This is a genomic window from Mesorhizobium sp. NZP2234 (genome assembly GCF_013170765.1).
In the GTDB taxonomy this organism is placed as follows: Bacteria; Pseudomonadota; Alphaproteobacteria; order Rhizobiales; family Rhizobiaceae; genus Mesorhizobium; species Mesorhizobium loti_D.
Map to the genome: position 1 here is coordinate 5,665,133 of NZ_CP033364.1, position 26,444 is coordinate 5,691,576.

21 protein-coding genes and 1 pseudogene are annotated in these 26,444 nt (G+C 63.2%); 16 read left to right on the forward strand and 6 right to left on the reverse strand.

The window, feature by feature from the left end:
* Positions 1 to 254 precede the first annotated feature (254 nt).
* The 15 genes and pseudogenes from tssA (at position 255) to EB230_RS27865 (ending at position 18,570) form a co-directional block, all read left to right on the forward strand.
* On the forward strand, positions 255 to 1,418 hold the full coding sequence (gene tssA, locus EB230_RS27795) for a type VI secretion system protein TssA (protein ID WP_056564960.1): 1,164 nt from the start codon (positions 255 to 257) through the stop codon (positions 1,416 to 1,418).
* 6 nt (positions 1,419 to 1,424) lie between these two features.
* Positions 1,425 to 1,964 carry a type VI secretion system contractile sheath small subunit gene (gene tssB, locus EB230_RS27800; protein WP_056564962.1) on the forward strand — a complete coding sequence of 180 codons (540 nt, stop codon included), beginning with the start codon at positions 1,425 to 1,427 and terminating at the stop codon, positions 1,962 to 1,964.
* Between the two features lie 3 nt (positions 1,965 to 1,967).
* Complete coding sequence (gene tssC, locus EB230_RS27805; RefSeq protein ID WP_056564964.1) at positions 1,968 to 3,473, forward strand: type VI secretion system contractile sheath large subunit; 1,506 nt, start codon at positions 1,968 to 1,970, stop codon at positions 3,471 to 3,473.
* Between the two features lie 48 nt (positions 3,474 to 3,521).
* Positions 3,522 to 3,977 carry an Hcp family type VI secretion system effector gene (locus EB230_RS27810; protein ID WP_056564966.1) on the forward strand — a complete coding sequence of 152 codons (456 nt, stop codon included), beginning with the start codon at positions 3,522 to 3,524 and terminating at the stop codon, positions 3,975 to 3,977.
* Positions 3,964 to 4,719: a type VI secretion system baseplate subunit TssE gene (gene tssE, locus EB230_RS27815; RefSeq protein WP_172375183.1), complete on the forward strand. Its 756-nt coding sequence runs from the start codon at positions 3,964 to 3,966 to the stop codon at positions 4,717 to 4,719. Before EB230_RS27810 ends, tssE begins: the two co-directional genes overlap by 14 nt.
* A 1-nt stretch (position 4,720) precedes the next feature.
* Positions 4,721 to 6,595 carry a type VI secretion system baseplate subunit TssF gene (gene tssF / locus EB230_RS27820; protein ID WP_172374320.1) on the forward strand — a complete coding sequence of 625 codons (1,875 nt, stop codon included), beginning with the start codon at positions 4,721 to 4,723 and terminating at the stop codon, positions 6,593 to 6,595.
* The gene (tssG, locus tag EB230_RS27825; RefSeq protein WP_056564972.1) at positions 6,559 to 7,662 is read left to right on the forward strand and encodes a type VI secretion system baseplate subunit TssG; all 1,104 of its coding nucleotides are present in this window, start codon (positions 6,559 to 6,561) and stop codon (positions 7,660 to 7,662) included. The genes tssF and tssG overlap by 37 nt, the downstream gene beginning before the upstream one ends.
* A pseudogene (gene tagH, locus EB230_RS27830) lies at positions 7,659 to 9,124 on the forward strand (type VI secretion system-associated FHA domain protein TagH). Before tssG ends, tagH (EB230_RS27830) begins: the two are co-directional and overlap by 4 nt.
* A gap of 3 nt (positions 9,125 to 9,127) precedes the next feature.
* A complete protein-coding gene (gene tssJ / locus EB230_RS27835) occupies positions 9,128 to 9,580 on the forward strand; it encodes a type VI secretion system lipoprotein TssJ (protein ID WP_056564974.1) in 453 nt (150 codons plus the stop codon).
* 39 nt (positions 9,581 to 9,619) lie between these two features.
* A complete protein-coding gene (gene tssK / locus EB230_RS27840; RefSeq protein WP_056564976.1) occupies positions 9,620 to 10,954 on the forward strand; it encodes a type VI secretion system baseplate subunit TssK in 1,335 nt (444 codons plus the stop codon).
* A 4-nt stretch (positions 10,955 to 10,958) separates the two neighbouring features.
* Positions 10,959 to 12,281, forward strand: a complete 1,323-nt coding sequence (gene icmH / locus EB230_RS27845; RefSeq protein WP_056565768.1) for a type IVB secretion system protein IcmH/DotU — start codon at positions 10,959 to 10,961, stop codon at positions 12,279 to 12,281.
* A 1-nt stretch (position 12,282) separates the two neighbouring features.
* Positions 12,283 to 15,819: a type VI secretion system membrane subunit TssM gene (gene tssM / locus EB230_RS27850; protein ID WP_056564978.1), complete on the forward strand. Its 3,537-nt coding sequence runs from the start codon at positions 12,283 to 12,285 to the stop codon at positions 15,817 to 15,819.
* Entirely contained in the window at positions 15,801 to 16,343 is a 543-nt protein-coding gene (gene tagF, locus EB230_RS27855) for a type VI secretion system-associated protein TagF (protein ID WP_244493915.1), read from the forward strand. Before tssM ends, tagF begins: the two co-directional genes overlap by 19 nt.
* Positions 16,344 to 16,423: 80 nt before the next feature.
* The gene (locus EB230_RS27860; protein ID WP_056564982.1) at positions 16,424 to 17,479 is read left to right on the forward strand and encodes a DUF2169 domain-containing protein; all 1,056 of its coding nucleotides are present in this window, start codon (positions 16,424 to 16,426) and stop codon (positions 17,477 to 17,479) included.
* Entirely contained in the window at positions 17,479 to 18,570 is a 1,092-nt protein-coding gene (locus EB230_RS27865) for a beta-ketoacyl synthase N-terminal-like domain-containing protein (protein ID WP_056564984.1), read from the forward strand. Before EB230_RS27860 ends, EB230_RS27865 begins: the two co-directional genes overlap by 1 nt.
* Here EB230_RS27865 and EB230_RS27870 read toward each other — a convergent pair.
* The 6 genes from EB230_RS27870 to tssI are packed head-to-tail and all read right to left on the reverse strand — an operon-like array spanning position 18,557 to position 24,913.
* Complete coding sequence (locus EB230_RS27870; RefSeq protein ID WP_081294657.1) at positions 18,557 to 19,579, reverse strand: type VI immunity family protein; 1,023 nt, start codon at positions 19,577 to 19,579, stop codon at positions 18,557 to 18,559. The genes EB230_RS27865 and EB230_RS27870 overlap by 14 nt on opposite strands.
* Positions 19,548 to 20,102 (reverse strand): SMI1/KNR4 family protein, encoded by a 555-nt coding sequence (locus EB230_RS27875; RefSeq protein WP_056564989.1) that lies wholly within the window; start codon positions 20,100 to 20,102, stop codon positions 19,548 to 19,550. The genes EB230_RS27870 and EB230_RS27875 overlap by 32 nt, the downstream gene beginning before the upstream one ends.
* Before the next feature lie 10 nt (positions 20,103 to 20,112).
* Entirely contained in the window at positions 20,113 to 21,072 is a 960-nt protein-coding gene (locus EB230_RS27880) for a DUF4150 domain-containing protein (protein ID WP_065004919.1), read from the reverse strand.
* A gap of 4 nt (positions 21,073 to 21,076) precedes the next feature.
* Positions 21,077 to 22,150 (reverse strand): HEAT repeat domain-containing protein, encoded by a 1,074-nt coding sequence (locus EB230_RS27885; protein WP_056564991.1) that lies wholly within the window; start codon positions 22,148 to 22,150, stop codon positions 21,077 to 21,079.
* Entirely contained in the window at positions 22,150 to 22,575 is a 426-nt protein-coding gene (locus tag EB230_RS27890) for a DUF6484 domain-containing protein (RefSeq protein WP_056564993.1), read from the reverse strand. The genes EB230_RS27885 and EB230_RS27890 overlap by 1 nt, the downstream gene beginning before the upstream one ends.
* A gap of 10 nt (positions 22,576 to 22,585) precedes the next feature.
* Complete coding sequence (gene tssI / locus EB230_RS27895; protein ID WP_056564996.1) at positions 22,586 to 24,913, reverse strand: type VI secretion system tip protein TssI/VgrG; 2,328 nt, start codon at positions 24,911 to 24,913, stop codon at positions 22,586 to 22,588.
* 246 nt (positions 24,914 to 25,159) lie between these two features.
* Between tssI and tagH (EB230_RS27900) the strand changes: the two genes are divergently transcribed.
* On the forward strand, positions 25,160 to 26,215 hold the full coding sequence (tagH, locus tag EB230_RS27900) for a type VI secretion system-associated FHA domain protein TagH (protein WP_172374321.1): 1,056 nt from the start codon (positions 25,160 to 25,162) through the stop codon (positions 26,213 to 26,215).
* Positions 26,216 to 26,444: the final 229 nt, after the last annotated feature.

Genomic DNA, 26,444 nt, shown 5'->3' on the forward strand with positions numbered 1-26,444 from the left:
ATGCCCGGTTTAGCCGGCTCCTTTCCATTTGTGGAAAGTCCCGCACCCTTGACTGCAAAAAGCCACGGCACTGGACGCCCCTCCGCAACGCGGTTCGCATGCTGCCAAGGCAACCGCGCCGTGGATTTCAGCGCTCGTGAGGCGATCGCGTTTAGCTTCTGTTAATTTTTGAGCGCTCGTTGAATTGTGGTAAAGTGCAACCGTGTGATAACGTTGCGTCACATATGGCTTGAGGCTGGTCGCTGGGGGTTTGTGTGATTGATGTCGCACTCTGGCTTAGTCCGCTCGACGGTGAAAATCCGTCAGGGGAAGACTTGCGCAACGACCCGGCTTTTCACGAGCTGGAGCGCCTGACCGAACCCGAGATCAAAGTCGTCCACGACGGCAACAACAAGCCCACGTCGCAAAGCACCATTCCGGTCGACTGGTCCGCCGTGCTGGCGAAGGCGGGGGAATTGCGTGCGCATGGCCGCGACCTGCGGCTGCTGGTCATCGTCACCCGCGCGCTGGCCAATGAAGAAGGACTGGCCGGGCTCGCGCAGGGGCTGACGCTTATTGCGCAGACCTTCGACCAGCATTGGGAAACCATGCATCCGGCACTGCGGCCCAACGCTTCGCCTCGCGATGCCGCCTTGCGCCGTATCAACGCGCTGCTCGACCTCCAGAACAGTCAGGACGGGTTGTTGGCGAACCTGAGGCAAATGATTTTCTTTACGCCACGCTCGATCGGGCCGGTCAGCGGACGCGACCTGGAACAAAGCGCGCTCGACGACCGCGTCATGCTCCAGGAAGCCGCGTCGGGATTGAACACCGCGGAAAAGGCCGCACTGGTCAGCGCACACGGGCAATTGTTGAACCGGGTGCGCGCCGGATGCGCGGCACAGATCGATCAGGCCGGTGCGGAGATGGTCTCGCTCGTCGCCGACGCCCGGGCGGCGATCGCGGCCCTCGACGCGGTCGAAACGGCGCTGGACGCCCGTCTCGAAGGCGGCGGCGCTCCCGTTCCGGAATTAAAACGGTTCCTGCAGCGTTTGCTGACGACCCTCGAACGGAATTCGGCAGCCGGCGCCGTGGCGAATGGCGTGGCCAAGCCGGCTGAACCGGTAACACCTGCTCGAAACGGTCATGGAGCCGAGACTATGACAAGTGCGGCAAGCTACGCGGACTCGAGCACGGGGCTTCCCGACCGGATCTCCTCTCGCGACGACGTGGTCAAATGCCTGGACCTGGTCGTCGCCTTCTATGACCGCACCGAACCGTCGAGCCCCATACCGCATCTGGCGCGGCGCGTGCGCCGGATGGTGCACATGGATTTCGTTGAACTGATGGAAGATCTCGCCCCGTCTGGGCTGAAGGAATTCCGGCTTCTTGCCGGCGTTCCCGATGTCAAGAAGACGGCTCAGAAGGATGAAAGGTAACAGCACATGCCAGCCGAAAGCAAAGCGAAGGTCATCGAACGAAATCGCGCGCCGCGGGTGCAGATCGCCTACGACGTGGAAACCTACGGCAGCCCGACGACGATCGAATTGCCGTTTGTGATGGCCGTGATGGCCGACCTTTCCGGCGCTTCGCAGACCAGGGAAGCATCGAAATCGGTGCTCGACCGATCCTTCGTCGAGACCGACGCGAACCGCTTCCCCAAATTCATGGAAGCGCTCGGGCCGCGCGTCAAAGCCCGGGTGAAGAACACGCTGCCGCAGGCCGAAGGCCAGGAGCGCGACGAGGAACTGGCGCTCGATCTCACCTTCACCAAGATGGGTGATTTCGCCCCCGACAAAATTGCCGAACAGGTGCCGCAACTGGCCGAGATCCTGAAGATGCGCCGCCAGCTCGAAGAGTTGCTTGGCTTCATGGACGGCCGCGTCGACGCCGAAAAACGCATCGCGCAGCTTCTGAACAACGAGCCGCTGCTTGGCAAGATCGCCAGCCAGGCACTGGCCGACGACGACAAGGCAGGGGAGTAAACCATGGCCGAACAGCAAAAGACCGCCGCCGTCACCGCTGATGCCGAAGCCATAAACCTCGACGAATTCAGCGGGCTCCTCGAGAAGGATTTCAAGGTCAAGAAGGACGACAGCGAGAAGCTGCAGCAACTCGTGCGCAATCTCGCGCTCGCGGCGCAATCGCGTTCCGACACCACGACCATCTCGTCCAATGCGATCAAGTCGATCAAGTCGCTGATCGCGGGCATCGACAAGATGCTGACGACACAGGTCAACGAGATCCTGCACGCGCCGGAAGTGCGCGAGATGGAGGGCACATGGCGAGGCCTCTGGTATCTCGTCAACAACACCGAGACCGACCAGAAGCTGAAGATCCGGGTGATGAACATCTCCAAGGAACAGCTGGCCGACACGCTCGAAGACTATGAAGGCCAGATGTGGGACCAGAGCCCGATCTTCAAGAAGGTCTACACGGACGAGTATTCGATGCTGGGCGGCGAGCCGATCGGCTGTGTGATCGGCGCCTACGAATTCTCCAACCACCCGCGCGATGTCGGCTTGCTGCGCAATATTTCCGGCATCTGCGCCTCGGCGCACACGCCGTTTATCGCCGCCGCCTCGCCCCGCCTGTTCCGCATGGACAGCTGGCAGGAACTGCCGAATCCGCAAGACCTGCAGCAGATCGTCTCCAACCCGGCCTATGCCTCGTGGCAGTCGCTGCGTGAGAGCGAGGACGCACGCTATATCGGCCTGACCATGCCGCGCGTCCTGGCCAGGTTGCCCTATGGCACCGATACCGTCCCGGTGAAGGGCTTCACCTTCGAGGAAGAGGTGCAGGGCGATCACAACAAATATGTCTGGATGAACGCCGCCTTCCCGATGGGCGTCAACATCAACCGCAGCCACAAGCTTTTCGGCTGGGGCACGCAGATCCGCGGCGTTGAGAATGGCGGCACAGTGCTTAACCTGCCGGTGCACAGCTTCCCGACCGACGACGGCTCGATCGCGATGAAATGTCCGACCGAAGTCGCCATCGACGACCGGCGCGAGGCCGAACTGGCCAAGCTCGGCCTGATGCCGATCCTGCACCGGAAGAACACCGATCTCGCGGCCTTCATCGGCGCCCATTCGCTGCAGGACGACGAAACGCGCGCTGGCCGGCTAGTCGACCCCGATGCCCAGTCGAACGAGCGGCTGAGCGCCAACCTGCCCTATCTCTTCCCGGTCTCGCGCTTCGCGCACTACCTCAAGGCGATCGCGCGCGACAAGGTCGGCTCGTTCAAGGAACGCTCCGACATGCAGATCTGGCTGACCGAGTGGATCAACCGCTACGTGCTGGCCAACCCTGCCTTCGCCGACGACAAGGCGCGCGCCAAGCGCCCGCTGGCGGCGGCGGAAGTCCAGGTGGACAGCGTGGAGGGGCGGCCGGGCTACTACAACGCCCGCTTCTACCTGCGCCCGCATTACCAGCTGGAAGGCATCAACGCCTCGCTGCGGCTGGTATCGGAACTGCCGTCCGTGAAGACCTGATTTGCAGCAACCAAACCTTGTTTTGTTTGAAAGCGGTGGAGAAAGACAATGCCAGTCAAGATTGATGGTTTTCTGAAGGTTCCCGATATCAAGGGCCCAAGCACCCGCGACGGCCACTCGGACGAAATCGAAATCCATGGCGTCGACTACAAGATGGTCGCGCCCTATGACCCGAATTCGCTCTCACGCCGCGGGCGCGTGTCGATGGGCATGATCAAGTTCATCAAGCATTACGACAAGTCCTCACCATACCTGGCAAAGGCGTTGTTCGAGAACAAGGCGCTGGATGAAGTGGTGTTCTCCGCACGGCGGACCATCGATGGCGAGACCAAGGATTACCTGGTCGTCACGCTCACCGACGCCTCGATCATGGAATACGACATGTCGCAGGCCGAGGACGAGGAAGACCTGATCCAGGAAGAGGTCAGCTTCGCCTACAAGAAGATCAAGTTCGTCTATGACGGCAATGATGAAGCCGAAATGGATGTCTATGTCGGCAAGTGAGGTTCGGCGGCCCGGCGCGGGCAAGCAGCAGATAGCCGGCAGCTTGCGGGCAAAAAGCGAGGCCGTCCAGCCATCGCTATGGGATCGTCTTGTCAACGACCTGCCGGGCCTGACCTCGGAGATAGACGGGCTGCGCCATGTCCTGCTGGACGAGCTTGGCGCGGACCGCCTCGACACCTTCGTTGCCGGCAGTGCGCGGACCATCGACGCCGATGCGGAGCTGACGCCAGACCAGAAGCGGCGTCTGCATCGCCTGGCCTTCCAGACCCAGCACCGCGCCGAGATCGAAAGCCGTGGCGTGGTGGTATCGGCGCGCGTCCTCAGGGAAGCAGTGCGGCGCGACATCGAGGCTCTGTTCAACACCGAGCGTTTCGAGGCCACGCCGTTGCTTTCCGACCTGGAAAACGAGCAAATGGCGGACAATCCGCCGTCGCTCGCCGATTTTCCGGAGGTCCGTCGAAGCGTGGTCAATTACGGCGTGCCCTCCTTCTCGGGCCGGTCGTCCCGCGACTTTGACCGCGACGTGCTGGCGCGCGAAATCCGCTTAGTGCTCGCCACCTTCGAGCCCCGCCTCAAGGAAAGCGCGACGAAGGTTACCGTCACCCTGGGCGACAAGACCGTGGGCCTGAAGATCGAGATAGACGCCGTGCTGATCATGACGCCCACACCGGAACGCATGCGCCTGCGCACCACGATCAATCTCGACAACGGCTTGGCGCGGACCGAAATTAGGGACGCCTGAGATGGATCGGGTCTTCGTCGAATATTACGAGGAGGAACTTACCCATATCCGCGGCCTCGCGGCGGAATTTGCCGACATGCATCCGGCGGTGGCGCGCAACCTTTCCCTCGATACGGTGCCCTGCCCGGATCCGTATGTCGAACGGCTGCTGGACGGCGTCGCCTTCCTCGCCGCGCGCACCCGGCTGAAAGTCGACGCCGAGCGTTCGCGATTTTCGCGCAGCGTGCTCGAAGTCCTCTATCCCGATCTGGTCACGCCGGCGCCGGCAACGGCGATGGCCGTGCTGAAACCCGGCCAGCAGGTGCAGACCATGCCCGCCGGCCACGTCGTCAAGCGCAACACGCGGCTGGTCTCCAGCCTGCAACCCGGACTGTCGACGCGCTGCACTTTCTCCACCGCGCAGGACATGACGCTGTGGCCGATAGCGATCACTTCGGTCAGCTATTCTCAGGATCGAAGCGCGCTAGCCGCGGCCGGCATAGGACCGATCGGCGGTACCGGCGGCGCGGCGGCGCTGCGCCTGGGGTTGACGCGGACGGGAAAAGGCAAACTCGACGAATTGGCGCTCGACCAGCTTGACCTCTATTTTGCCGGACGCACCAAGGCGCCGCTTCTGTTCGACGCGATCTTCGGCGCCTGCGTGGCTGTTGGCGCACGGCCGGAAGGCAAGACCAACCGGCTGTCGCCCTTGCCGGCACCCGAAATGGTCGGCATCAGCGACGACGAGGCCTTGATGCCGCGCACCCGCCCGACATTCGAAGGGTACCGCCTGTTGCGCGAATACTTCGTCATGCCGGAGCGCTTTCACTATGTGCGGGTCCAGGGGCTGCAGACCGTGGTGCGCAAATGCGAGGCCGGCCTGGAGATCATCTTCCTGTTCCGCCGCCCCGTGCCCGAACTCGCCGACCTGACGCCGGCGGATTTCGAACTTTTCGCAACGCCGATCATCAATCTGTTCGAGCGTGAGTGCAATGTCGTAGAGCTCGACGCGCGCAAGACGCGGCAGGTGATCCACGCCGACCGCACACGGGCGCGCGACTTCGAGATTTATCGCGTGATCCGCGTCGAGGATGCCGACAGTGAAGGCAGCGACGCCGAGATACCGGAGTTGTTCAGCCTCGGGCAGAACCGCGGCAGTGGCTGGGTCTATTCGACGGAACGACGCCCTAGGCGAGCAACGGAGGATGAACGGCGCGAAGGCCTGACCCGCACATCATACACCGGGGACGACGTTTTCCTGGCCGTATCGCGGCCGCTCGCAAGTCCCGCGAACCGGCCGCTGAAGCGTCTCGACATCATGGCGCTTTGCACCAATCGCGACCTGCCGATCCTCGACGACAATCCGACCTTGACGCTCGAGGCCGGTGACCCGGTCGAATCCGTTCGGCTGCTTGGTGCGTTGCGTCCGCCACAGGCAGCCATCCCGGCGGCGCTTCCCGCCGGAGCCGATGGTGAATCCCGCGCCGACGATCTCGCCTGGCGGCTGGTCGCGCAGCTGGCGCTCAACTTTCTCAGCCTTGCCAGGGAAGGCCGCGGCGTCGATCCGCTGCACGCGCTGCTTGATCTCTATGCCGACCGGGGCGACCCCGGACTTGCCCGCAACGTGCATTCGATCGTGCGCATAGACTCGCGGTCGGTGGTCGAGCGGCTGCAGATCGATGGACCGATGTGCTTCGGGCGCGGCACTGAAGTGACGCTGCATGTCGATCAGTCGGTGCTGGCGGGGCAAAGCACCTTGCTGCTTTCGGCCTTGCTGGCGCGGCTGTTTGCCCGTCATGCCGGAATAAACGGCTTCGTGCGAACTCGCACGCGGCTATTGCAGAAGCAGGAGGATGTGCCATGGCCGATGACGCCCGGCAATCGCTACCTGATCTAGACAAGACACCTGAACCGGACAAGACACCCGAGCTGGACAAGACTGGCCCGGACCGGGCCGAAGGTCTGTCCGAAGCATTCGACTTTTTCGAATTGCTGCGCCGTCTTGAACAGCGCAGCGGTCTGTTCGGCCATTCCGGACGACCCGACCGCGAGCCCGCGAGGCTCGGCCAGCATGTGCGGCTCGCCTTTTCCGCGCGGGACCTGGTTCAGTTCCGCGAAGCCAACGACAAGGCGCCGGCACGGGTCACGGTTGCAAATCTCGGCCTGTTGGGCCCCGAGGGCCCAATGCCGCTGCATCTGACGCGCTGGGTACTCGACCGCCTGTCGCAGCGCTGGTTCGCCGGCGCCGACGCACAGCACACCAGCGACACGACATTCGTGGACTTCGTCAACATCCTTCAGCACCGCATGATCGCCCTCTACTACCGGGCCTGGGCGGATGCGCATCCCGCTGTCCAGGTCGAGCGCGCGGTGGGTGGCCGCGTTCGCGCCATGCTTGAGGCGATGGCGGGGATCGGGCTTCCCGGCACCCAAAATCCTGATCTCGACACCGTCAAGCTTCGCCAGGCCGCGGCGCTCGCCAACCAGGTCGACGGACCGGAAAGGCTCACGTTGTTCCTGGCCGAAGCGTTCAAGGTACCGGTTCAAATCAAGGAATTCATCGCCGCCTGGATAACCATCCCGACGGGGCTCCAGACCCGGCTCGCAAAAGCCTATGCGGGGCTCGGCCGGGGAGCGACCATCGGTCCGCGCGTTTTCAACCGCCAAAGCAGGATCGAACTGCGCATCGGCCCTCTCGGGCTTGAGGAATTCAAGGCATTCCTGCCGGGAGGGTCGCGCCTCAAACTGTTCAAGCAGGCGGTTCGCGACATGGTTGGGGAAACGCTCGACGTCGACCTGCGCATCGTGCTGGCGCGTGAAGCCGTGCCGCCGCCTTGTATCGGAACGGTCCAGCTTGGCCGGACCGCCTGGCTTGCGCGGCCCACCGAAAGGGGGGATGCTGACGATCTGCGGCTGCGGACAATTGTCGGATGGCGGCCGGAAATGGCGGAGGGCGCGGCATGAGCCTGCTGCTGACGCTGGAGCAAGGGCCACGCACCCAGACGGTACGGCAGACCCGGCTGGACGAGGGCGAGCTGGTGATCGGCCGCAGCGCGGACGCAGGCTGGCAGATAAACGATCCCGACATGTTCGTTTCCCGGGCTCATTGCAAGATTTCGGGCGGCGGGACGGTTATTTCGTCACCGACACGTCGAGCAGCGGACTGTTCATAAACGATTCCGACAGCCCGCTTGGCCCCGGCAAGTCGACGCGCCTTCAAAACGGCATGCGGCTGAGACTGGGCGACTACGTCGTCCATGTCGACTTGCAGACGCCAACCGCCCAGGCACAAGCAGCCAGCCTGCCCATTCCGGAACGCCTGCCGCCGGCATCGCGGGCGCCGGTGAGCATCGGCCGGGATGATTTCTTTTCCGCCAAGGTCGAGGAAGAGCCGCGACGGCCGCGTCCGGCCGATCTGCCCAACCCGTTCGAGCAGCCGATTGCGGGCGCGTTCGAGCGTGCCGCGTCCAGCCAGCGCAGTTCGCCTGCTTTCGATGACCCGTTCAGCCTCGATCCGGTTTCGACGCCTGTGTCGAAAGACGCCGCTCCTTACCTCGAACCCGGCGGCCACGAGAACCAAACGGACCCGTTCAGCCTCGAGCCCTTGCCATCCCTCGGACGCGGATCCCAGCTCGCTCGGGGAAAGCCGTCCGATTTCAATGATGATTTTGGTTTCGGGCCAGCCGCCGCAACCGGGTCGGCAAACGGCGCCGGATCGGCCGGACAGCGCGAGCGCGTTGTCCAGCGATCCGCCAATCCCTGGGATTTGCCCGTGCAAGCGGCAGATGGTCCGTCTCCGGCGCGCGCGGGCGCCGCTGCCGCGCCCGCTCGCCTGCCGGCGGCGGCCCAGCCGGGAGGCATGGCGCTTCGTTCCGCGTTCCTGCGCGGCATGGGCGTCGAGGAAGCCGATTTCCCCGGACGCGACAGCATCGCGGAAATGGAGAAATTCGGCCGTGAATACCGGCTGATGATGGAAGGCCTGATGCAGCTTCTGCGCAAGCGGGCCGAGGAAAAGGGAAACGCCCGCGTCGCCCAGACCATGGTCGGGGCTTCCGAGGTCAATCCGCTCAAGTTTCTGCCAACGGTCGACGACGCCATCGTCACGCTTATCGCCGAGCGCAGCCCCGGATTCCTCGCCGCCGAAGCGGCCATCGCCGACGCGGTTCGCGATCTCGCCCAGCATCACGTGCGCGCCTGGCGCGGCGTGCAAGGCGCCTTGCGACGGATGATCGACCGCTTTGACCCGGCGGCGATCGAGGAAGAGCTGAAATCGAATTCGGCGATCGGCACCCTGCTTTCGGGCGGGCGCGGCGCCAAGCTGTGGGAACTCTACCAGAAACGCCATCGTGAAATCGCCGAGAGCGCGGAGAAAAGCTTCCTTGGCGAAATCGGCGCTGATTTCCGGGACGCATATGAGGAGGAGTGAAACATGATCGATCGACGCGAATTTATCGTTGCCCTTGGCGCAACGGGGCTGCTTGCGGCTTGCCAGAGCGGCCCGCCAAAACCTTCGGTGATCACCGTCAACGTGTCCGGCGGGGCCGGCATGAACCCGGGACCGGGCGGCGGTGACCGGCCAGTGACTGTCCTCGTGATGCGGCTGCGCGGCACCGGCAAATTCAATTCCGCCGACTATTTCGCCTTGCAGGGCGATGCCGGTACGGCGCTGGCAGGCGATCTTATCGGATCCGACCAGATCGCCGTCGGGCCGGGAAAATCCGCGTCCAAAACCATCACCGTCGAGCCCGATGCCACGGCGCTGGGCTTCGTTGCGCTGATCCGCGAGCCCACAGGCAGGAACTGGCGGACGACCAAGTCGGTGTCCCCGGGATCCAAATTCACAATCAACGTCACGCTTGGCAGCGGCGGTATTTCCGCCTAGCGGCCAGGGCAAGGAGAGCTCGATGCAGAGAGCAGCGGCATGAGCGATGCAAACAGGGTGCTGTGGTCCGAAGGCCTTTTCCTGCGGACCCAGCATTTCCAGCAGCAGGATCGTTTCTTCGAGGCGACGGTGCGCGGCGCGTTGCAGGCCGGGCAACTGCATACGTTCGGCTTTCAACAGCTGACGCTGGACCAGGCATTGCTGGAAGCCGGCCAGGTCTCGATCCTCTCCGCTCGGGGCATCTTCCCGGACGGGACGCCGTTCTCCATTCCCGACATGATGGATGCGCCGCGACCGTTGCCGGTCACCCCGGACACAGGCGCCGGACCGGTGCTGGTCGCCTTGCCGCTGGAACCTCCCGGCGGTGTCGGCTTCGATCCGGCACACGCGGCCGCTTCGGGAGCACGCTATCATGGGCGGATCGTTTCGGTGCGCGACGCCGTCCAGGGCGGTTCAGACCCAGAAGAAATCGAAATCGCGCGGCCGCAGGCGCTGCTGCTTGCGCCCGGCAGGTCGGTCGGCGGCTACACGGCCTTGCCGATAGCCGACCTCAAGGGAATCCGAGCCGATGGCGGCGTCTCGCTGGACGAGACCTTCCTGCCACCGACACTGGTTACCGGGGCGGTGGCCTGGTATCGGCAATTGCTTCTGGAAGTGGTCACGGGTCTCGATCAGATCGCCGAGGCGCATGGCAAGATGGTGATGGGCGGACCGGGGCGCAGCGTCGAAGACCTGCTGATGCTCAACCTCGCCAATGCGGCGCGGCCGCGGCTGGCCCACATGCTGGCGCAGGATGTCTTCCATCCGGCCGAGCTTTACCTGGAGCTTGCCGGGCTCGCCGGTTCGATGGCCACATACGGATCCAGCTCGCGGCGGCTGGGCGAGTTGCCGGCTTACGATCACATGGCGCCGGGGCCGGCATACATGGCGCTGGCGGATGCACTGCGCTCGCTCATCCTCAGCCTGCGCTACATCGAGCCGAAATCGCGGGCGCTGCCGGTCATGCGGCATTCGACCAACGTCTGGAAAATCCGCATCGACAATCCGAAGTTGCTGGTCGCCAGCCGCATCGTCATCCGGGTCGGCTCGGAGTTGTCGGAAGACGCGCTGCGCAAGATCTTCGTCAATCAGGCGACTGTCGGCTCGGCCGATCAGTTCGAGGGCCTGTGGAAATCGCGTTTGCCCGGCATTCCGCTGAAACCGCTCCACTCCCAGCCGCGCGAGATCCCTTACGACGGCGATCGGCTATGCCTCGAACTGGACCAGAAGAGCGAGCACTGGGCGTCGCTGCTCGATGCTCCCGGCTTCGTCATCGGCGTTTCGGGCGTGTTGCCAAGCGAGCCGCAGGTGGACTGCTATTCGGTGAACAGGTGAGATGATGAGCCGCGATGATCCTTTCGGACTGTCGGAGGATCGCGAACGAACCCGCATACGGCTGACCGGCGCGCCGATGCCACGGCCGATGGCGCCGCTCTTGCCGGGCACGGCGGTCAAGCGATCGCGCACGCATCCGAACGCGCTTGTCAACGCGTTCGCGCCCTTGCTCGAATTCGCGCCCGAGCTTGAAAGCGCGCTGGCGCCGGAGAACCCGGAAGCGCTGCGCACCCGTCTGCTCGAAGAACTGGTTCGGGCACGCGACACGGCGATGGCTACGGGGTCCTCGCTGGAGCGGGCCGACCAGGCAGCCTGGGTGGTGGCGGCGTTGCTCGACGATCTCGCCCTGAACACGCCGTGGGGCGGGGCCAGCGCCTGGCCGCGGCAGCCGCTCGTGGTCATGCTGCGCGGCGATGTCGATGCCGGCACGCAGTTCTTCACGCGTCTCGACGAACTGGAACGCCATCCCAACCGCGATCGCGAATTGCTGGAACTGCAATATGACTGCATGGCGCTCGGCTTCCGCGGCAAATATCGCGTGCCCGGCCGGTCGGGCGACCGCTCGCTCAACGCCGTTCGCGTGGCCGCGGCACGCTTCCTGCGCGACGCCGACGCCGAGGGCGCGCCCCTGTCGCCAAACTGGAAGGGGGTGATCGCCTCCGACGAGCCGCAGCGCTTCATCGTTCCGATCTGGGTCATGACGCTCGGTGCGGCGGTTGTCGCCACGGCCGTCCATATCGGGCTGTCGATGGGGCTGAGCAGCCAGGCGGTCGAGCTTTCAGCGCTTGTTCGGACCTTGCCGCCGCCTGAACGCGGTGACATCAGCCGGACCTCGCCCAAGGTCGATGCTCCGCCACCGGAGAAAGTGGATTTCGCGCTCTTGCCGGAATTCCAGGCGGGGGCGCCGGCCGACCTCAGGTCCGCCCTGAGCGGCACCGAGAGCGTCTCGCTGGCCAAGCTGATCATCCAGGCCTCCAACCCGGAACTGTTCCAGTCGTCGCGGCCACAACTGACCGAAGGCTTCGAGCCGCTGATCGGTTCGATCGCCAAGGTCATCCTCGCCAATCGGGAGCTGATCGGGAACATCACGGTGATCGGACATACGGACGGCGTTCCCCTGCAGAAGACCAATCCGCTGTCGACCAACCAGCGGCTGTCGGAGGCCCGCGCCCAGACGATCGCCGACATGCTGGTCCAGAACGGGGTGCCGCAGGACCGCGTTCATTCCGAGGGTCGCGCGGCGACCGATCCAGTGGCCAGCGACAGCACGCGCGAGGGGCGAGCCTTGAACCGCCGCGTCGAGGTGCTCGTCGAAAAGAGGCTGTGAGATGTTCATCCTGCGCTTCCTCTGGGCGGTCCTGACATCGCGCTGGCTGTGGACGCTGGTCGGCATCACGCTGCTTTCCCTGGTCATCTGGGTGTTCGGTCCGATCGTCAGGGTCGGTCCTTACGAACCATTCACTTCCGAAAATGTGCGTATCGTCATCATCGCGCTGCTGGTCATCTTCTGGCTGATCTGGCTGATCGTCGCCCAGCGCCGTGCGATCCGCGCCAACCGCATGTTCGTCGCCGAGATCGCGGCGCCGGTGGCGGAAAAGCCGCTCAGCCCCGGCGAGGAAAACGTCGCCGCCGTTGGTGCCAAATTCGCCGAGGTGATGGCCGAACTGAAGCGCCGCAAGCTCGGCGGACGCAAGTTCCTGCGCGAGATGCCGTGGTACGTGATCGTCGGGCCGCCGGCCACCGGCAAGACCACGGCCCTGCGGCAGTCCGGACTGAATTTTCCGATCGACCTCACCGACGACCTGCAAGGGGTCGGCGGCACGCGCAACTGCGACTGGTTCTTTTCCGAGAACGCGGTTCTGATCGACACCGCCGGCCGCTATGTCCAGCAGGAAAGTCAGCCCGATGTCGACGCGGCGGAATGGCTGGGCTTCCTCGACCTTCTGAAGAAACATCGCGGCCGCCGCGCGCTCAACGGCGTGATCGTCGCGCTTTCGATCGACGTGCTTTCAGAGGGCGACGAAGCCATCAAGGCACACGGCCGCAAGATCCGTCGCCGGCTGGCCGAACTCAACGACCGGCTCGAAATCCGACTTCCAGTCTATCTGATGCTGACCAAGGCCGATCTGATCAAGGGTTTCGAGGCTTTCTTCGGCGGCCTGTCCACCGCTTCGCGCGAACAGGTATGGGGAACGACCTTCGCGCTGGATGCGCGCGTCGATGCCAAGACCATCGAGCGGGAAATTTCAATACTGGCGACGGAACTCGAGCGGCGGCTGGTACCGCGCCTGGAGGACGAAGACAAACTCGCCGCCCGCGCCGAGATCTTCAGGTTTCCCGCCCAGTTGTCCAGCCTGTCCGAACCGATCCAGGTGCTGGTCGAAGCGATGTTCGGCGAAAGCCGGTATGAAGAGGCCGCCTGGCTGCGTGGCCTCTACCTGACATCGGCGACGCAGGAGGGGGCGCCCATCGACCGGCTGACCGCGGCGCTGTCGTCGTCCTTCGGCCTGCCGCCACGACGCGCCCTGCCCGCTCCAAGGGTGGAGAAACGCAGCTTCTTCCTGAAAAACCTGCTCACCGAAGTCATCTTCAAGGAAGCCGGCCTCGGCACGTTCGACCCGCTGGCGCAACGCCGCCGCGCCTGGATCTGGCGGGGCGCCGCGGCCGCGTGCGCGGCCGGCGCCTTGCTGGCCGGCGGTCTGTTCACCTGGTCCTATTTCGACAACCGCAACGCGATCACGGTGCAGGCAAGCCAGTTCGAATCGTTGCAAGCGCCGCTGACCTCGGCTGCCGCAAGCCCGGCATCGGTGCAGCAGCCCGCCCTCGACGGCGCGCTCGAAGCGATGGACGCGGTCGCGAATGCCCGGACCGCACCGCCGGGCGCCGCCCAGGATCTGCTGGGTCCATCCGCCTCGGCCGAACTGGTGCGAGCGCAGAGCGACACATACGACCATGCCTTGCGCAATGTTCTCGAGCCACGCATGGTCGCACTGCTCGAGGCGACCATGTGGCGGCAGATCCGCGATCCGGATTTCATGCTGGGAGCGCTGAAGACCTATCGCATGATGACGGGCCTGTCGCAGATGGATGCCGATTTCGCCCAGAACTGGTGGGTGAACAGCTTGCCGGAATTCGCGGCCGCGGCGCCGTTTCCGACCGCCGACGCCGAAGAGCATCAGCTTGCCGCCATCCGGCGCATGGCGGTCGACGAAAGCTATGTCGCGCCCGACCAGGCGCTGGTCGCCGAAGCGCTGAAAACAGTCTGCACGATCTCGTTGCCGGCGCGGGCCTACAAGCAGTTGCTGGCCGATCCGGAGGTGGCCGGTCTCAAGGAGTGGATCCCGGCCAATTTCGCCGGCCCCAATGGCGGCAAGGTGTTTGCGCGGCGTTCCGACAAGACACTTCGCGTCGGGATCGCGGGGGCATTCACCTATGCCGGTTTCCACGACGCCATTCTCGACCGCATCGACGATGTCGCCGCCCAGGCGGCACTCGATCGCGCGGTTTTTGCCGGCGGCTGTTCGGAAAACTCCGAGACCTCGGTCTCGGCGCTGTCCGAGGATATTCTGAAGCTCTACTATGACGACTACATCGCCCAATGGGACAGCTTCCTGCGAGACATGCGGCTCGCGCCATTGACCGATCTCAATGTCGCCAGTGAGAATCTGAAGGATCTGTCGAGTGCCGATTCAGCCCTGAAACGTCTGCTGACGGCGGTCGTGCAGGAGACCGAACTGACGCGCTCCGACGAAGCGCCCGCCGACGACAAGGCAGCGGCCAAGGGCGCTTCGAAACTGCTCGGCAAGCTTGGCAAGCTCGGCAAGCTGGCGACATCGGGGGCTAAGCTGCTTCCCCGCGCCGGATCAGCCACAGAGGTGGACCTGACCGGCAATCTGGTGGCGGTACATTTCAAGCCGCTGAAGAGCACCATTGCCGAGGTCGACGGCCAGCCGCCTGCACTGGATGCCGCGGTCGTCGCGCTGACCGCGCTGTCGAACGTCCTGCAGACCGTCACCGCTAACCCCAATCCGCAAGATGCCATCAAGAAACAGGGCGGCCTTGCCGAACTGACCGGCGCGGTCGCCAGGCAGGCGCAGATCCTGCCCGACCCTATCAACGCCTGGCTCAGCGGGATTGCCGGCGACACCAGCAATTTGACGCAGAAGGCGGTGACCTCTGAGCTCAACGCCATCTGGCGGGCGGACATACTGCCCTTCTGCCAGGCAGCGCTGAACGACCGCTATCCGTTCAGCGCCGACAGCGCGGTGGACGTCAATGTACGTGATTTCGCCCGCTTGTTCGGGCCGGCCGGACTGATCGACGGTTTCATCAACGACCATCTGATCAACTATGTCGACACGACCAGCCAGCCGTGGAAATGGCGCGCCGATTTCGGCCTCGATCCCTCGGCGCTGGCGGCATTCGAGCAGGCCAGGCATATCCGCGACGATCTTTTTCCAGGCGGCACCGGACCGGTGATGAGCTTCACGCTCGAACCGAAGGACCTGTCTCCGAACGTCACGCGCGTCACGCTCAATCTCGACGGCCAGACCCTCGTCTACTACAACAATGCAACGCGGCCGCAACCGATGACCTGGCCCGGCAAGGATGGGACAGGGGTCATTTCGCTTGCCTTCCAGCCCATCGACGGATCGCCTGAAATCATGCTCAACGAGACCGGCAGCTGGGCTTGGCTGAGGATGCTGCGCAGCGGCCGTTTCGCCGGCACGCAGCTGTCCGATGTTTACAGCCTGCGCCTGGGCACGAAGGGCATGTATGCCGATTTCGAGCTCAAGGCCGCCAGCGTCGAGAACCCCTACAATCTGCAGATGTTCAAGAAATTCTCATGTCCGCCGCAGATATGATCCAGCCCGGCTTCTACGGCAAAATGCCCGCAACCGGCGATTTCGTGACGCGGCGGCTGTCGGGTGAGTTTGTTCGCGGCTGGGATCGCTGGCTGGCGCAGCACCTCGTTCCGCTGTTCGGCTCGCAATCCTGGCCAAGCACGACCGCGCTGCGCTTTCTGGCTGGCCCGGCGTCCTTCGGCGCCTCGGCGGGCATCATCGTGCAAAGCGCCGACAGGGTGGGCAGGAAGTTCCCTTTGAGCGTCGTTGCGCAGCTTGCCGAAGCGCCCATTCAGCTGGCTGCCGCCGAGGCGTGGTTTTCCGGCATCGAAGCGGCGGCCGTCACCGCCCAGAACGGCGAATTGACGCCGGACGAACTGGATGCCGCGCTGGCCGGACTGCCGGTGCCAGCCGTCGAGCCGGGCGACGAGATCATCAGCAACATGGTGATGTGGACGGCCAATTCGGACATTTTCGACATCGATCCGCAATCGCCGCAAACGACGCTGGAACAAATCCTCGCCGCCAGCTGGGAGACCAGCTGATGGACGAGGCGCCTTTGGCGGATCGCGCTGCCACGCGCGGCGGGATGCCGCCACCCGGGACCGGTTGAAAGAGCGCGTCGATGTGGCTTTTGTCGAACCAGACGCCATTCGCCGTAGAGCGCAACTGGACACGCGACGAACGCGGCCATGAGGTCTGGCTCGTGGCGATCAAAGGCTCATTCGAGATCGATCCTGACGGCAAACAGACGCTGCTGAAAGACCAGACCCCGGTCACCAAGGCTCCGCTTCACGGCGCGGATCCAAACGAATTGCTGGACGAGAGCGATTTCAATATCGAAAAGAAACATTCCGATGTGCTGATCGAGGGGCATGTTTACGCACCGGGCGGCCAGCCGAGCCTCGATACCGTCGCCCGCGTCAAGATCGGCGATCTGGACAAGACCGTCAGGGTCAGCGGCGACCGTGTCTTCATGCCCGGCCCGGTTTCGGTCCGCATGAGCCGTCCGCAATCCTTTGTCGAGATGCCGATCAGCTGGCGCCGAACCTATGGCGGCATGGACATGGAGGCCTCGACGCCGGACTGGGATCAGCGCAATCCGCTCGGCACCGGCTTTGCGGTGAACCCGCAAAGACTGGTCGGCAAGACGGCACCGAACTTTGAATATCCCGACGCACCCTATCGCGATCATCGCAGCGGCAAGCCGGCAGCTTTCGGTCCGGTGGCCCGGCATTGGCAGCCACGGGCAAAGCACGCCGGCACCTATGGCGAGGAATGGAAAAAGACACGGGACCCGCTTTTGCCGCATGATTTCAGCCGCCTGTATTATCAATGCGCCCCTCAAGACCAGCAGACCAAACTACCGCTCGTCGGCTACGAGGACGTGCGTCTCGGCAACTTCACGACTGACGGCTTCTGGCGGTTCCTGCTGCCGCGCGTGACGTTCGTGATCACCACCGAGTTCTACGGCCGGGCGGACCGAAGGCATGACGAGGCGCCGATCCACACACTGCGCATCAAACCCGATTTGCGGCAGTTCTCGATCACGTGGATGTCAATCCTGCCGGTCCCCTATGACGAGGAGCATCTGAAAAACACGACGGTGCGGCTGAAGAGGCGGATCGGTGTATCACCGACAATCGCGGCCACCGGAGTGTGGTCGGCGGAGGATTCGTGATGGCCGGGGGCGCGGTCATCGTGGTGGTCGGCGTTGGCGCGCGCACGCCTCTTGGCTTCGACGCGTCGTCAAGCGCGGCAGCGGTACGTGCCCGTCTTTCGGCGATCCAGGATCACCCTTTCATGGTCGACCGCTTCGGAGAATTGATGAAGGTAACGCGCGACACCGGGATCGATGTCACCCTCAACGGTCCGGACCGTGCCGTTGAAATCGCAATCTCGCCGGCGCTGGATGCGCTTCGGCCCTTGCTGGCGAGCACGCCGTCGACCGAGGTTTCGCTCATACTCTCCACCGGCGAACCTCGCCCGGGTCAACCGCAAGGCTTCGCAGCTGAAGTGAACTCCAAGCTGCGCAGGCGGCTTTCACAGCACGTCATATTGGAGGGCGGGGGCTCGACCGCGGGCGGTCACGCCGGCGGTTTGCTAGCGATTTACCACGGGTGCAAGTTGCTGCGCGAAGGCAAGGCCAAGTTGTGCCTCGCCGGAGGGGTCGACACCTATCTCGAACCCGAAACGCTTGAGTGGCTCGATGAGAACGGACAGCTGCATTCGGAGGGGAATATCTACGGATTCTGCCCTGGCGAGGCGGCGGGATTCTGCCTGTTGACCACATTGGCGACAGCTCGCGCGCTCGGTTTGCAACCGCTGCTCGAGGTTGTCGCGACGTCGGCCGCGGGCGAAGAAAACAAGATCAAGACGGAGACCGTGGTGCTTGGCGAGGGCTTGGGAGCGGCGTTCCGGACTCTGTTCGAGGATGCGCCGACAGACCCCGTCGATCGCATCATCTGCGACATGAACGGGGAACGTTACCGCGGAAACGAATATGGCTTCGCGGTGATCCGCAATCCCGGCCGCTTCCGAGACGCCGCTGATTTCGAAACCCCGGCCGACTGCTGGGGCGACGTCGGCGCGGCATCCGGGCCGCTATACGTCAGTCTCGTCACCGAGGCGCAAGCGCGTAACTATCAGAAAGGCCCGCTGTCGCTGATCTGGGCAAGTTCCGAGAACGGCTCGCGCGCAGCCGCCCTGCTCGGCTCACCGGGCGTCCGGCCGAGTTCCGGGGCTGACGGCCCCCGGCCTATTGCACGGTAGGCAAGGTCAGCCATTTCGAATCGATCGAGAAGCGGTGAAGCCACTCGTCGGTGGATTCGGCGTTGGATATGAAACCGTCGCCGGCCAGCGGGCCGACGCCGCTGAGGACAAAGCCGTCCATCACTTTGGCCATTTGCTGATAGGCAAGCACCTTCCTGGCCAGCCGGTTTCTATCGAGCGAGTCGGGTTCGGCCGCCAACATGAACACTGTTCCGAACCGTTGCTCGAATATGGCGATATCGGCGTCCGCACGAAGGTCCTGGATGCGGGCAGCCACGCCCGCGTCGTCCATGAAGGACGTGCCCAACAGGTTGATCCAACATGGTGATTTCAGTTCGCTTCGCATCCGGAACGGAATGAGGTCGAGCATGTCGATATCGACGCCCCAGAACCGTCGGGCCTTGGCGTAGATTTCCGTGAAGGCCTCGTCCTTTTTGTCCCTCGCGAAGGCGAAGACGGGCCCGCCATGCCCCGAATAGATATCTATTCGATCCGCCAGAGTGCGCAGAAGACGCGTCAATTGCTCGACGGGAAAATCCAACGGAAAGAGAAAACGGACATACCAGGCCAACCCCAGCGATCGTCGCTTCATCGCCTCGATGTTGAGGCTGAATGTTCCCCGGTCATCGTCGATCTCACAACCGTCCCAAAGCTGGGCCTCAAGGCCCCTGCCCTCGCGGATCCGCTTTCTTGCCGCTTCGAAGAACCGATAGTTCGATCGGTCAGCGCTTCGCGCCGCCTGCGTCAGAACCGGATCCGCAACCGACGACCAAAAGGGCAATTCCGCTATCTTGAACAGCTTGATGCGGCTCTTCGGGCACACCGCCTCATAAACATCCAGAATCCAGTCGAAATCGTCGACCGTCAATCGTTTCGGGTAGATCACAACCTCAAGCAGGATCTTGTTGAGTGGCGCATCGTCGACCACTCTCGATCGCAAGAGCGCCGCGGGGAATCCCGGCAAGGGCTTTCCTGGATCACTGTTCGTCGGCATCGCCGCGGTCCGCACCTTCGCGCTCCACTTCGATGGAGTGCCTCAACGATTTCAGGAACTCCGTGAGGTATTCGTCAAAATCAGCGTATTCGCGCGTCAGCTTTCCGTCCTCATACTCCTTGAACGTCGCCTTGCCATCCGAACCCTCCTGCGGCGGCCACATGAACAGGTAATTGTTGGTGTCCTCGCCGAGCACGACGGCGACCGCGTCGTCGGCCGGATTCTCGTCACCAAAATCCTCGAACACCTCCCAGACCATCTCGAGCGTGTCCTCGAACCATTCCTCGTTGCTTCCTCTCGTCCCCAGGATCGCGGCGTCGCCGTCGAAGTCGGTCCAGCCGTCATGCATCAAGAGGAACTCGCGATAGGACGGCTCGATGGGGAACCCGCATTTCTTCTCGAAGCGTGCGATGTCCTTTTCCGTTGCCGGCTTCGACGGCGGATCGGTCATGTCCTCATCCAGCGTGAGCATGTCGAGTTCCCGCTTGGCCTCCAAAAGCTGGGCCACAAGATCCGTGCGCTCTCGATCGTTCAGCATGGCGGCTCCATCAGCAGCAGTCCCCGCGAACGCCCGTATGTCGGTTCGGGCCGCTCGTTTTCAGATCGCTCATCGCACCACCGATCCATTTGTTCGGCCGGCGTGACATCCAACGAAGATTGGATCCCCGGGTAGGATGGCCGTTGTGCTGGATTTCCTGGACGTGATCCGGGCTGAACAGCCTGTATTTTGGCCGCGTGCTCTCGGCCTTCTCCTTGAGTTTCTTCTGACAGTCCGGGGAAACGTCATGGAATCCCATGTCCTCGGGCTTTCCTTCCCCGCCCGGACCCTTGCCCAGCCTGGCGTAGCGCTTGATCGACTTGCAGACGTTGTTGCCGGAATTTCTCGTTCCGTCGCCATCCGGCCCGTATCTCTTGCCGGCCTGCTTGACCTCGGTGAACTCCGAACTCTTTCTGCCCTTGAGCGCGGCATCGTACGCCTTGATCTTGGCGCATATCTCTTCCAGCTCGCACTCGTCGTACTTCTTGCGCGGCTTTCCGGATTTCGTTTTTCCCTTCGGCGCGTCTTCGCACAGGATCACCAGAACCGTGCCTTCGGTCTTGCTCCGGGGATCCACATTGCCCCCAAGATCCACCGTATTCTTGTCGTTGTGAAACTTCTTGTCCGTGTGGCGGCAGGCGTTCTGGCCGTCCATTTTCACGTCGAAGGAGTAGGTGATCCAGTCCGTCGCCTTCATGTTGACGTTGGATTTTACGCCGCCAACGGTGCCGGGTTCGTCGCCATTGCTTCGGCTGTAGTGGGATCCCTTGATGGCAATCATCTTGCCCTTTGCGAACACCGTCGTCGTTCCATCGGAGAGCGATGATTGTTCCGCGATATTGGGGTAGGGAAGCGGGACAGGCCCGCCGGGGCTTGGCGTCTTGCAGACATCCGGGATTGTCGCCATCGAGAGGCCGACCGTGCCCTTGTAGGTCAGGCCAAGGTTGTTGACGGAGATGTGTGACGGCATCGCCTTACAGCCCCCTTGCCCAATCCTTCACCCGGTCCGCTACCGGCAGGTAGGGTGGGTTGTCCTCGAAATACGTCGCGAAGGCGTCACCGAGCACTGCCGGCTCGACGGAAAACAAGCTGTCCTCCAGCCGTGCCTCGGGAAACAATTCTAAAAATGCCGCCCCCGCGGGCACCGCCAGCGCCGGTGTGCGCATCTGGTGGATGAGCCAGTGCAGGAGGGTGCGATCGCCGAGCATACCCGCGCCTCGCACGGCCAAGGGCGCGTTTTCCGGCGTCTTGAGCAATCCACCCATCCAGCCGCGCACATCCTTGTCCGGCTCGGCCTTGATCACCGCGCGCAAGGCCGTCATTGCATCGGCACCACCACCGACCGCCACCTTCCGCAATTCAGGGCTGGCCAGATCGCCTGAGCCGAGTTCGGTCAGCGCCCAGGCCGCCCAGAACCGCGACTTCTCGTCGGCATCATTCAAGGCGGCTCTCAGTTCCTCCACAAGGTCCGCACGTTTCAGCTTTCCGGCGAGGTGCAGGCTGGTGGCGCGAACCCGTGCATCCGGATCGCGGACAAGTCGAACCAGCATCTGCCTGGGATCGACATTGTGCCCGAGGCAGGCGGATACACCGAGAAATCGCTTGAACGCATCCGGCGCTCCGATCCAGTCCCGCACCAAGGGGGCGATCGTTGTCGGCTCGTGCCAGGCCAGCGCACCGATCAGCCCGCGAGCGTCGTCGCCACCTTGACGGCCGAACTCGACAGCCTCGGCAACACGGCGACCATCGGTCTGCTCGATCCCCATCCATCCGTAGAGGAACAGTTCGCCCTTTTCGGGAAAGTCATCATACGCCGCCAAGATATACGGCCAGGCGGCGGGACCGGCGATGCGCAAACCATCAAGGTTGGCCTCCAGGCGCCTGTCGACGCTGGCGACCACATCGACATCGGGCGGATCGCTCTCCATCAACGTGTCGCGCTGCGCCCAGAAGAACGCGGCCTGCTCGGCATGCTGCCGAACGATATCCGGCACTATTCGCCGCTCGGGCGCGCCTTCCGCTTTCGGTTTGTCCTGTGCCGCCAACATCAGTTGAGATCGATCGATCCGCCCCGGATACGATTGGCGGCGCTGGCCTGGCTGGTGACATAGGTGCCGCGAATGGTGATGCGGCCGTCTTTTTCCATCAGGATCGCCGCCTCGCCGCAACGCAACTCGATACGCTCCTTGCCCACAATCCGCACAATCTCGCCGTCGCGAATGATCTGCGGCGAGGCCGCCTTGCGGGCCGGCTCGACTACGCGCCCAACAATCAAAGGGCGACCCGGATTGCCATCTTGAAACAGCAGTGCGACTTCGGCACCGATCATTTCGGAGCTGAGTTCGGTCAAGCTGCGGGCCGGGATGGCTATCTCTTCTGGATTGCCGGGGAAGACGACAAGCGGCGCACCTTCTCCGAACCCCAGGAAAATCCCGATCACGACCCCTTCGATACGCTCACGTGTTTCGACCATCGTCACATCCTCAGTTTTCACTGATCTTCGAACCCTTCATCACAATGTCGCTGGAAGCCTTGATGGTGATCTTGCCGGACCCGTTCACCGAAATGTCCTTGCCCTCGATGCCTATCGAACCGTCCTTCTTCATCATGATCTTGGCCGATCCGCATTTGATCAGGATTTCGTCACCGGCGTCGATCACCAGCTTCTTGCCGACCTTGATGGAGCTGTTCTCGCCGACGTTGATCGAACTGCCTTTCGCAACACCCAAGGAATGGGCGCCGCCGACGGTCGTGGAATCGTCGGCGGCGATGCTGGCGCTGCGCGCCGCACCGACGTTGAACGTCTGGGCGCTGCCGATAGTCACGCTCTGATCAGCGCCGATATTGACGCTTTGCGCCGCCGCGATGTTCCAGCTGTCGGCTGCCCCGATGTCGTGGCTTTGCGCTGACCCCACGGTGACCGACCGTGTCGCGCCGATCGTATTGGCTTGCGGGCCGCCAACGCTTCGTGTCTCGGAGGCCCCGACCGTATCGATGCGCGCCGCGCCAACAGTCACTGTCTGGACAATCCCCACCGTCTGCGAGTGGTTGGAGCCGATCGTTTCCGTCGAGTTCGAACCGATGCTGATCGTCTCATTCGCCCCCACTGTCAGTGAGCGGTTCTTGCCCACCGTCTCGGTGTCGTTCGAGCCGATATTCGTGGTCTGGTCGACGCCGACCTTGACCGTCTTGTTGTTGCCGACGTCCTCGTCGAGGTTGTGGCCGACGGAGTGCTTGGCGTCGTGGTCGATGCGGTCGGATTGATCGTGCTGGACCAGCTTGGCGCGGTCGTGCTTGATCAGCAGCTTGTGGTCCTTCTGGGCCTGGAAATTGACCAGTTCGGAGCCGGCCTTGTCCTCGAACATCAGCTCGTTGTAGCCGCCGCCGCCTTTCGAGGAGTTGGATTTCCAGCCCGATTGCGTCGCGTTGCCCGGCAAGCCGTAGGGCGGCATCTGCGAGGCGTTGTAGACCCTGCCGGTGATGATGGGCAGGTCGGGATCGCCTTCAAGGAAGTCGACGATCACCTCCTGGCCGATGCGCGGTATCTGGATGAAGCCCCAGCCGCTGCCGGCCCAGGTCTGCGAGACACGCACGAAGCAGGAACTGTTTTCGTTCTTCTTGCCCAGGCGGTCCCAGTGGAACTGCACCTTCACCCGGGCATATTTGTCGGTGAATATCTCCTCGCCGGAAGGGCCGACAACCGTCGCCGTCTGCGGCCCGCGCATGATCGGCCGCGCCGTGATCCGTGGCGGGCGATAGGGCAAGGCAGTCGGCGCGACGCCGAGCACGACCTTGAAATTCTCGCTGTGGGCCTCGTTCTGGGTCCTGTAGCCCGGATCGAACAACCTGTATTCGGCGCTGATCACCAGATATTCCTGGTTCTGGTCGTCGCGCGGAAAGCTTTCCAGCTTGAAGGTACAGCCGGAATGGAGGCCGCGCACGGTTCCAACGGCGGTGATGCGCTGATGCGCGGCCTGGAGTTCCTCGCGCCGGATGCCGGCCAGGGTGTCGCCGCGCCCCACATCGAGATGCGCCCCAGGCTGGCGATAATTCTCGCCGGAGGCTTCCTTGTGGCTGAACGGCTGGGCGGACTTCGCCATCAGATCGGCGCCAGGTTTCTGGAAATCATAGTCGGTATGGGCATAGGCCCCGGGCCGCACCGAACTGCCTGGAATCCATTCGGTGATGTATTCGACGTCGCGCCGCGAGCCATGTCCCTCGAAATTATACAGTATCTTCTCGTAGCCCGGCGCCGGCTTCAGCTTGCTCATGGCGTCGCACAGCACGAGCGTGTGCTTGCCCTCGTCATGCTCGAAGAAATAGAAGATGCCTTCGTGCTCGAGCAGGCGCTGCACGAAATCCAGATCGCTTTCATCATACTGCACGCAGTATTCGCGCGAGGGATACGACCCTTGCAGCCGCTTCTCGAATTTCGCCGCACCGTATTTCGAGAAGATCTTTTCGACGATCTCGACAGCGGTCATGTTCTGAAAGATCCGGCAATCGGTCGCATTGCCGAGGAACCAGAGCCACGGCCTGATGATCGCTTCGTAGTAGGCCAACCGGTCTTCGATGCGGGTCAGGCGAAACTCCGACACCAGGCCGCTGAACCACCGTTTCGGATCGGATTCACCTTCGACCGAAACCACGCCTCCCAGCATCTTCAGCGGATCGATGTCGGAGCTGGGGCTGACGAACCCGACCGTATAGGCAAAGCAACGGCTGATCTCATCGCGCCCGACAAGATGCGTGAAGGTCAACAGCTCGGCGCCAACCGGTGTCTGTACAACCGTGGCACGTTCGTTCGGCATGGGTCGTGCCCCTCCTGGACGCGGCCGCCGACGCGGTGGATCTGAAGTTCCATCCGCTGAGGAACCTTTAAGACCCGCCGCGCCAGGCCATGTTGAGCCTACCACATATTGTCCTGCCAACCAAAGAGGGCGCACAGCGGCCAAACCTTGCCCTGTCGATGCATCGGCTCGAAACACTGCTGTCCTGTTGTATGTGCAAACTGCTAGAATGTGGAGTATCGGTCAGCGTTCGACGGCGATCCTTGGATGTACATCAGTCTGCAAATCAACAATGTCGACGCCTTGCCCGCCGGCATCTCGACCGGCTACGCGGCGCGCGACCGCAGCTTCGAAATCGGACGCGATGCGTGTGACTGGACCTTGTCGGACCCCGACAAGTTCATCTCGGGCCGGCATTGCGAGGTCCGATACGAGGCAGGCGCGTTCTGGCTGCACGATGTCTCGCGCAACGGAACCTACATCAACGGATCAAGCCAGCGCATGGCCGGCCCGCATCGACTGGGTCATGGCGACCGGATGCTAATCGGCCGTTATGTGATCTTCGTGTCGATCGACGACGAGCGCGCGGCGACAGGTCATCCCAGCCGCGGCTCGACGCAGCGAGAAATGCAGGCCGCGACAAATCGGTCGCTGGAATTCGGAGAAGGGCCCTTCTTCGATCCCGCGGAGCAACGGTCCGGGCAGCGGGTTGCGGCTCCAGCATTCTCGTCGCAACCCTCGCCGATTCCCTCGGCGCGAGACGAGGTGCTGCGGGAAATCGCGATCGCGGCCGGTATCTCGCCGGAATTGCTGCAATCGCGCGACCCGCATGAAGTCGCCGCCGAAATCGGCGCGGTGCTGCGGACGGTGGTCGAGGAGGTGACCTTGCTGCTGAAAGCACGCGCGGCCGCGAAAATGCTGGCCAAGAGCACACAACGAACGATGATCAGCGCGGCCGACAACAATCCCCTGAAGTTCGTCCCAGGAACCGACGACATTCTCGAGATCATGTTTGCGCGGCGCCGTGCCGGCTATCTCGATGCCAGGCGCAGCATCGAGGATGCGTTCCGCGATCTCAAGACGCACGAATTCGCCACCTATGCCGCCATGCAAGCGGCGCTGTCGCGGCTGCTCGACGACCTGTCTCCCGAAGCGATCGGAAGAAAGCTTCCGCCGACGTCGTTCTCGTCGAAAAAGAGCCAGGCCTGGGACGCTTTTGTCGCGACCTGGCGAACTATGGAGGAAGCGCACGAGAACGGCATGCTGGACATATTCCTGGCCTATTTCAGCGAAGCCTATGCCAAGGCCGACAAGCAGAAATAGGCGCTTCAGGAGAGCCGTGGCGCCGCAGCCGACGAAGATACCTCTTCGGTGCGCGGCATCCGGTTCCAATCGGGAGTTTCTGAGACTACGATCGCATACGACAATTCGCCAAGCGGGTAAGGCTCATCGACCTGGGGGTCTGCGGCAAATGTCATCCTACGGCGGGATAGCAAGATGTAGCCAACCGTCCTCAAGATACTGCCCTGCCACGCAGGGCCCGGCTTTGTTT

Excerpts from the sequence above, each read along its gene's own strand:
- icmH (WP_056565768.1), top strand. The coding sequence starts at position 10,959 with ATGAGCCGCGATGATCCTTTCGGACTGTCGGAGGATCGCGAACGAACC.
- tssM (WP_056564978.1), top strand. The coding sequence starts at position 12,283 with ATGTTCATCCTGCGCTTCCTCTGGGCGGTCCTGACATCGCGCTGGCTG.
- tssG (WP_056564972.1), top strand. The coding sequence starts at position 6,559 with ATGGCCGATGACGCCCGGCAATCGCTACCTGATCTAGACAAGACACCT.
- tssB (WP_056564962.1), top strand. The coding sequence starts at position 1,425 with ATGCCAGCCGAAAGCAAAGCGAAGGTCATCGAACGAAATCGCGCGCCG.
- EB230_RS27860 (WP_056564982.1), top strand. The coding sequence starts at position 16,424 with ATGTGGCTTTTGTCGAACCAGACGCCATTCGCCGTAGAGCGCAACTGG.
- tssI (WP_056564996.1), bottom strand. The coding sequence starts at position 24,913 with ATGCCGAACGAACGTGCCACGGTTGTACAGACACCGGTTGGCGCCGAG.
- EB230_RS27810 (WP_056564966.1), top strand. The coding sequence starts at position 3,522 with ATGCCAGTCAAGATTGATGGTTTTCTGAAGGTTCCCGATATCAAGGGC.
- tssE (WP_172375183.1), top strand. The coding sequence starts at position 3,964 with ATGTCGGCAAGTGAGGTTCGGCGGCCCGGCGCGGGCAAGCAGCAGATA.
- EB230_RS27875 (WP_056564989.1), bottom strand. The coding sequence starts at position 20,102 with ATGCTGAACGATCGAGAGCGCACGGATCTTGTGGCCCAGCTTTTGGAG.
- tssC (WP_056564964.1), top strand. The coding sequence starts at position 1,968 with ATGGCCGAACAGCAAAAGACCGCCGCCGTCACCGCTGATGCCGAAGCC.
- EB230_RS27885 (WP_056564991.1), bottom strand. The coding sequence starts at position 22,150 with ATGTTGGCGGCACAGGACAAACCGAAAGCGGAAGGCGCGCCCGAGCGG.
- EB230_RS27880 (WP_065004919.1), bottom strand. The coding sequence starts at position 21,072 with ATGCCGTCACACATCTCCGTCAACAACCTTGGCCTGACCTACAAGGGC.
- tssK (WP_056564976.1), top strand. The coding sequence starts at position 9,620 with ATGAGCGATGCAAACAGGGTGCTGTGGTCCGAAGGCCTTTTCCTGCGG.
- tagH (WP_172374321.1), top strand. The coding sequence starts at position 25,160 with ATGTACATCAGTCTGCAAATCAACAATGTCGACGCCTTGCCCGCCGGC.
- EB230_RS27865 (WP_056564984.1), top strand. The coding sequence starts at position 17,479 with ATGGCCGGGGGCGCGGTCATCGTGGTGGTCGGCGTTGGCGCGCGCACG.
- tssF (WP_172374320.1), top strand. The coding sequence starts at position 4,721 with ATGGATCGGGTCTTCGTCGAATATTACGAGGAGGAACTTACCCATATC.
- EB230_RS27890 (WP_056564993.1), bottom strand. The coding sequence starts at position 22,575 with ATGGTCGAAACACGTGAGCGTATCGAAGGGGTCGTGATCGGGATTTTC.
- tssJ (WP_056564974.1), top strand. The coding sequence starts at position 9,128 with ATGATCGATCGACGCGAATTTATCGTTGCCCTTGGCGCAACGGGGCTG.
- tagF (WP_244493915.1), top strand. The coding sequence starts at position 15,801 with ATGTCCGCCGCAGATATGATCCAGCCCGGCTTCTACGGCAAAATGCCC.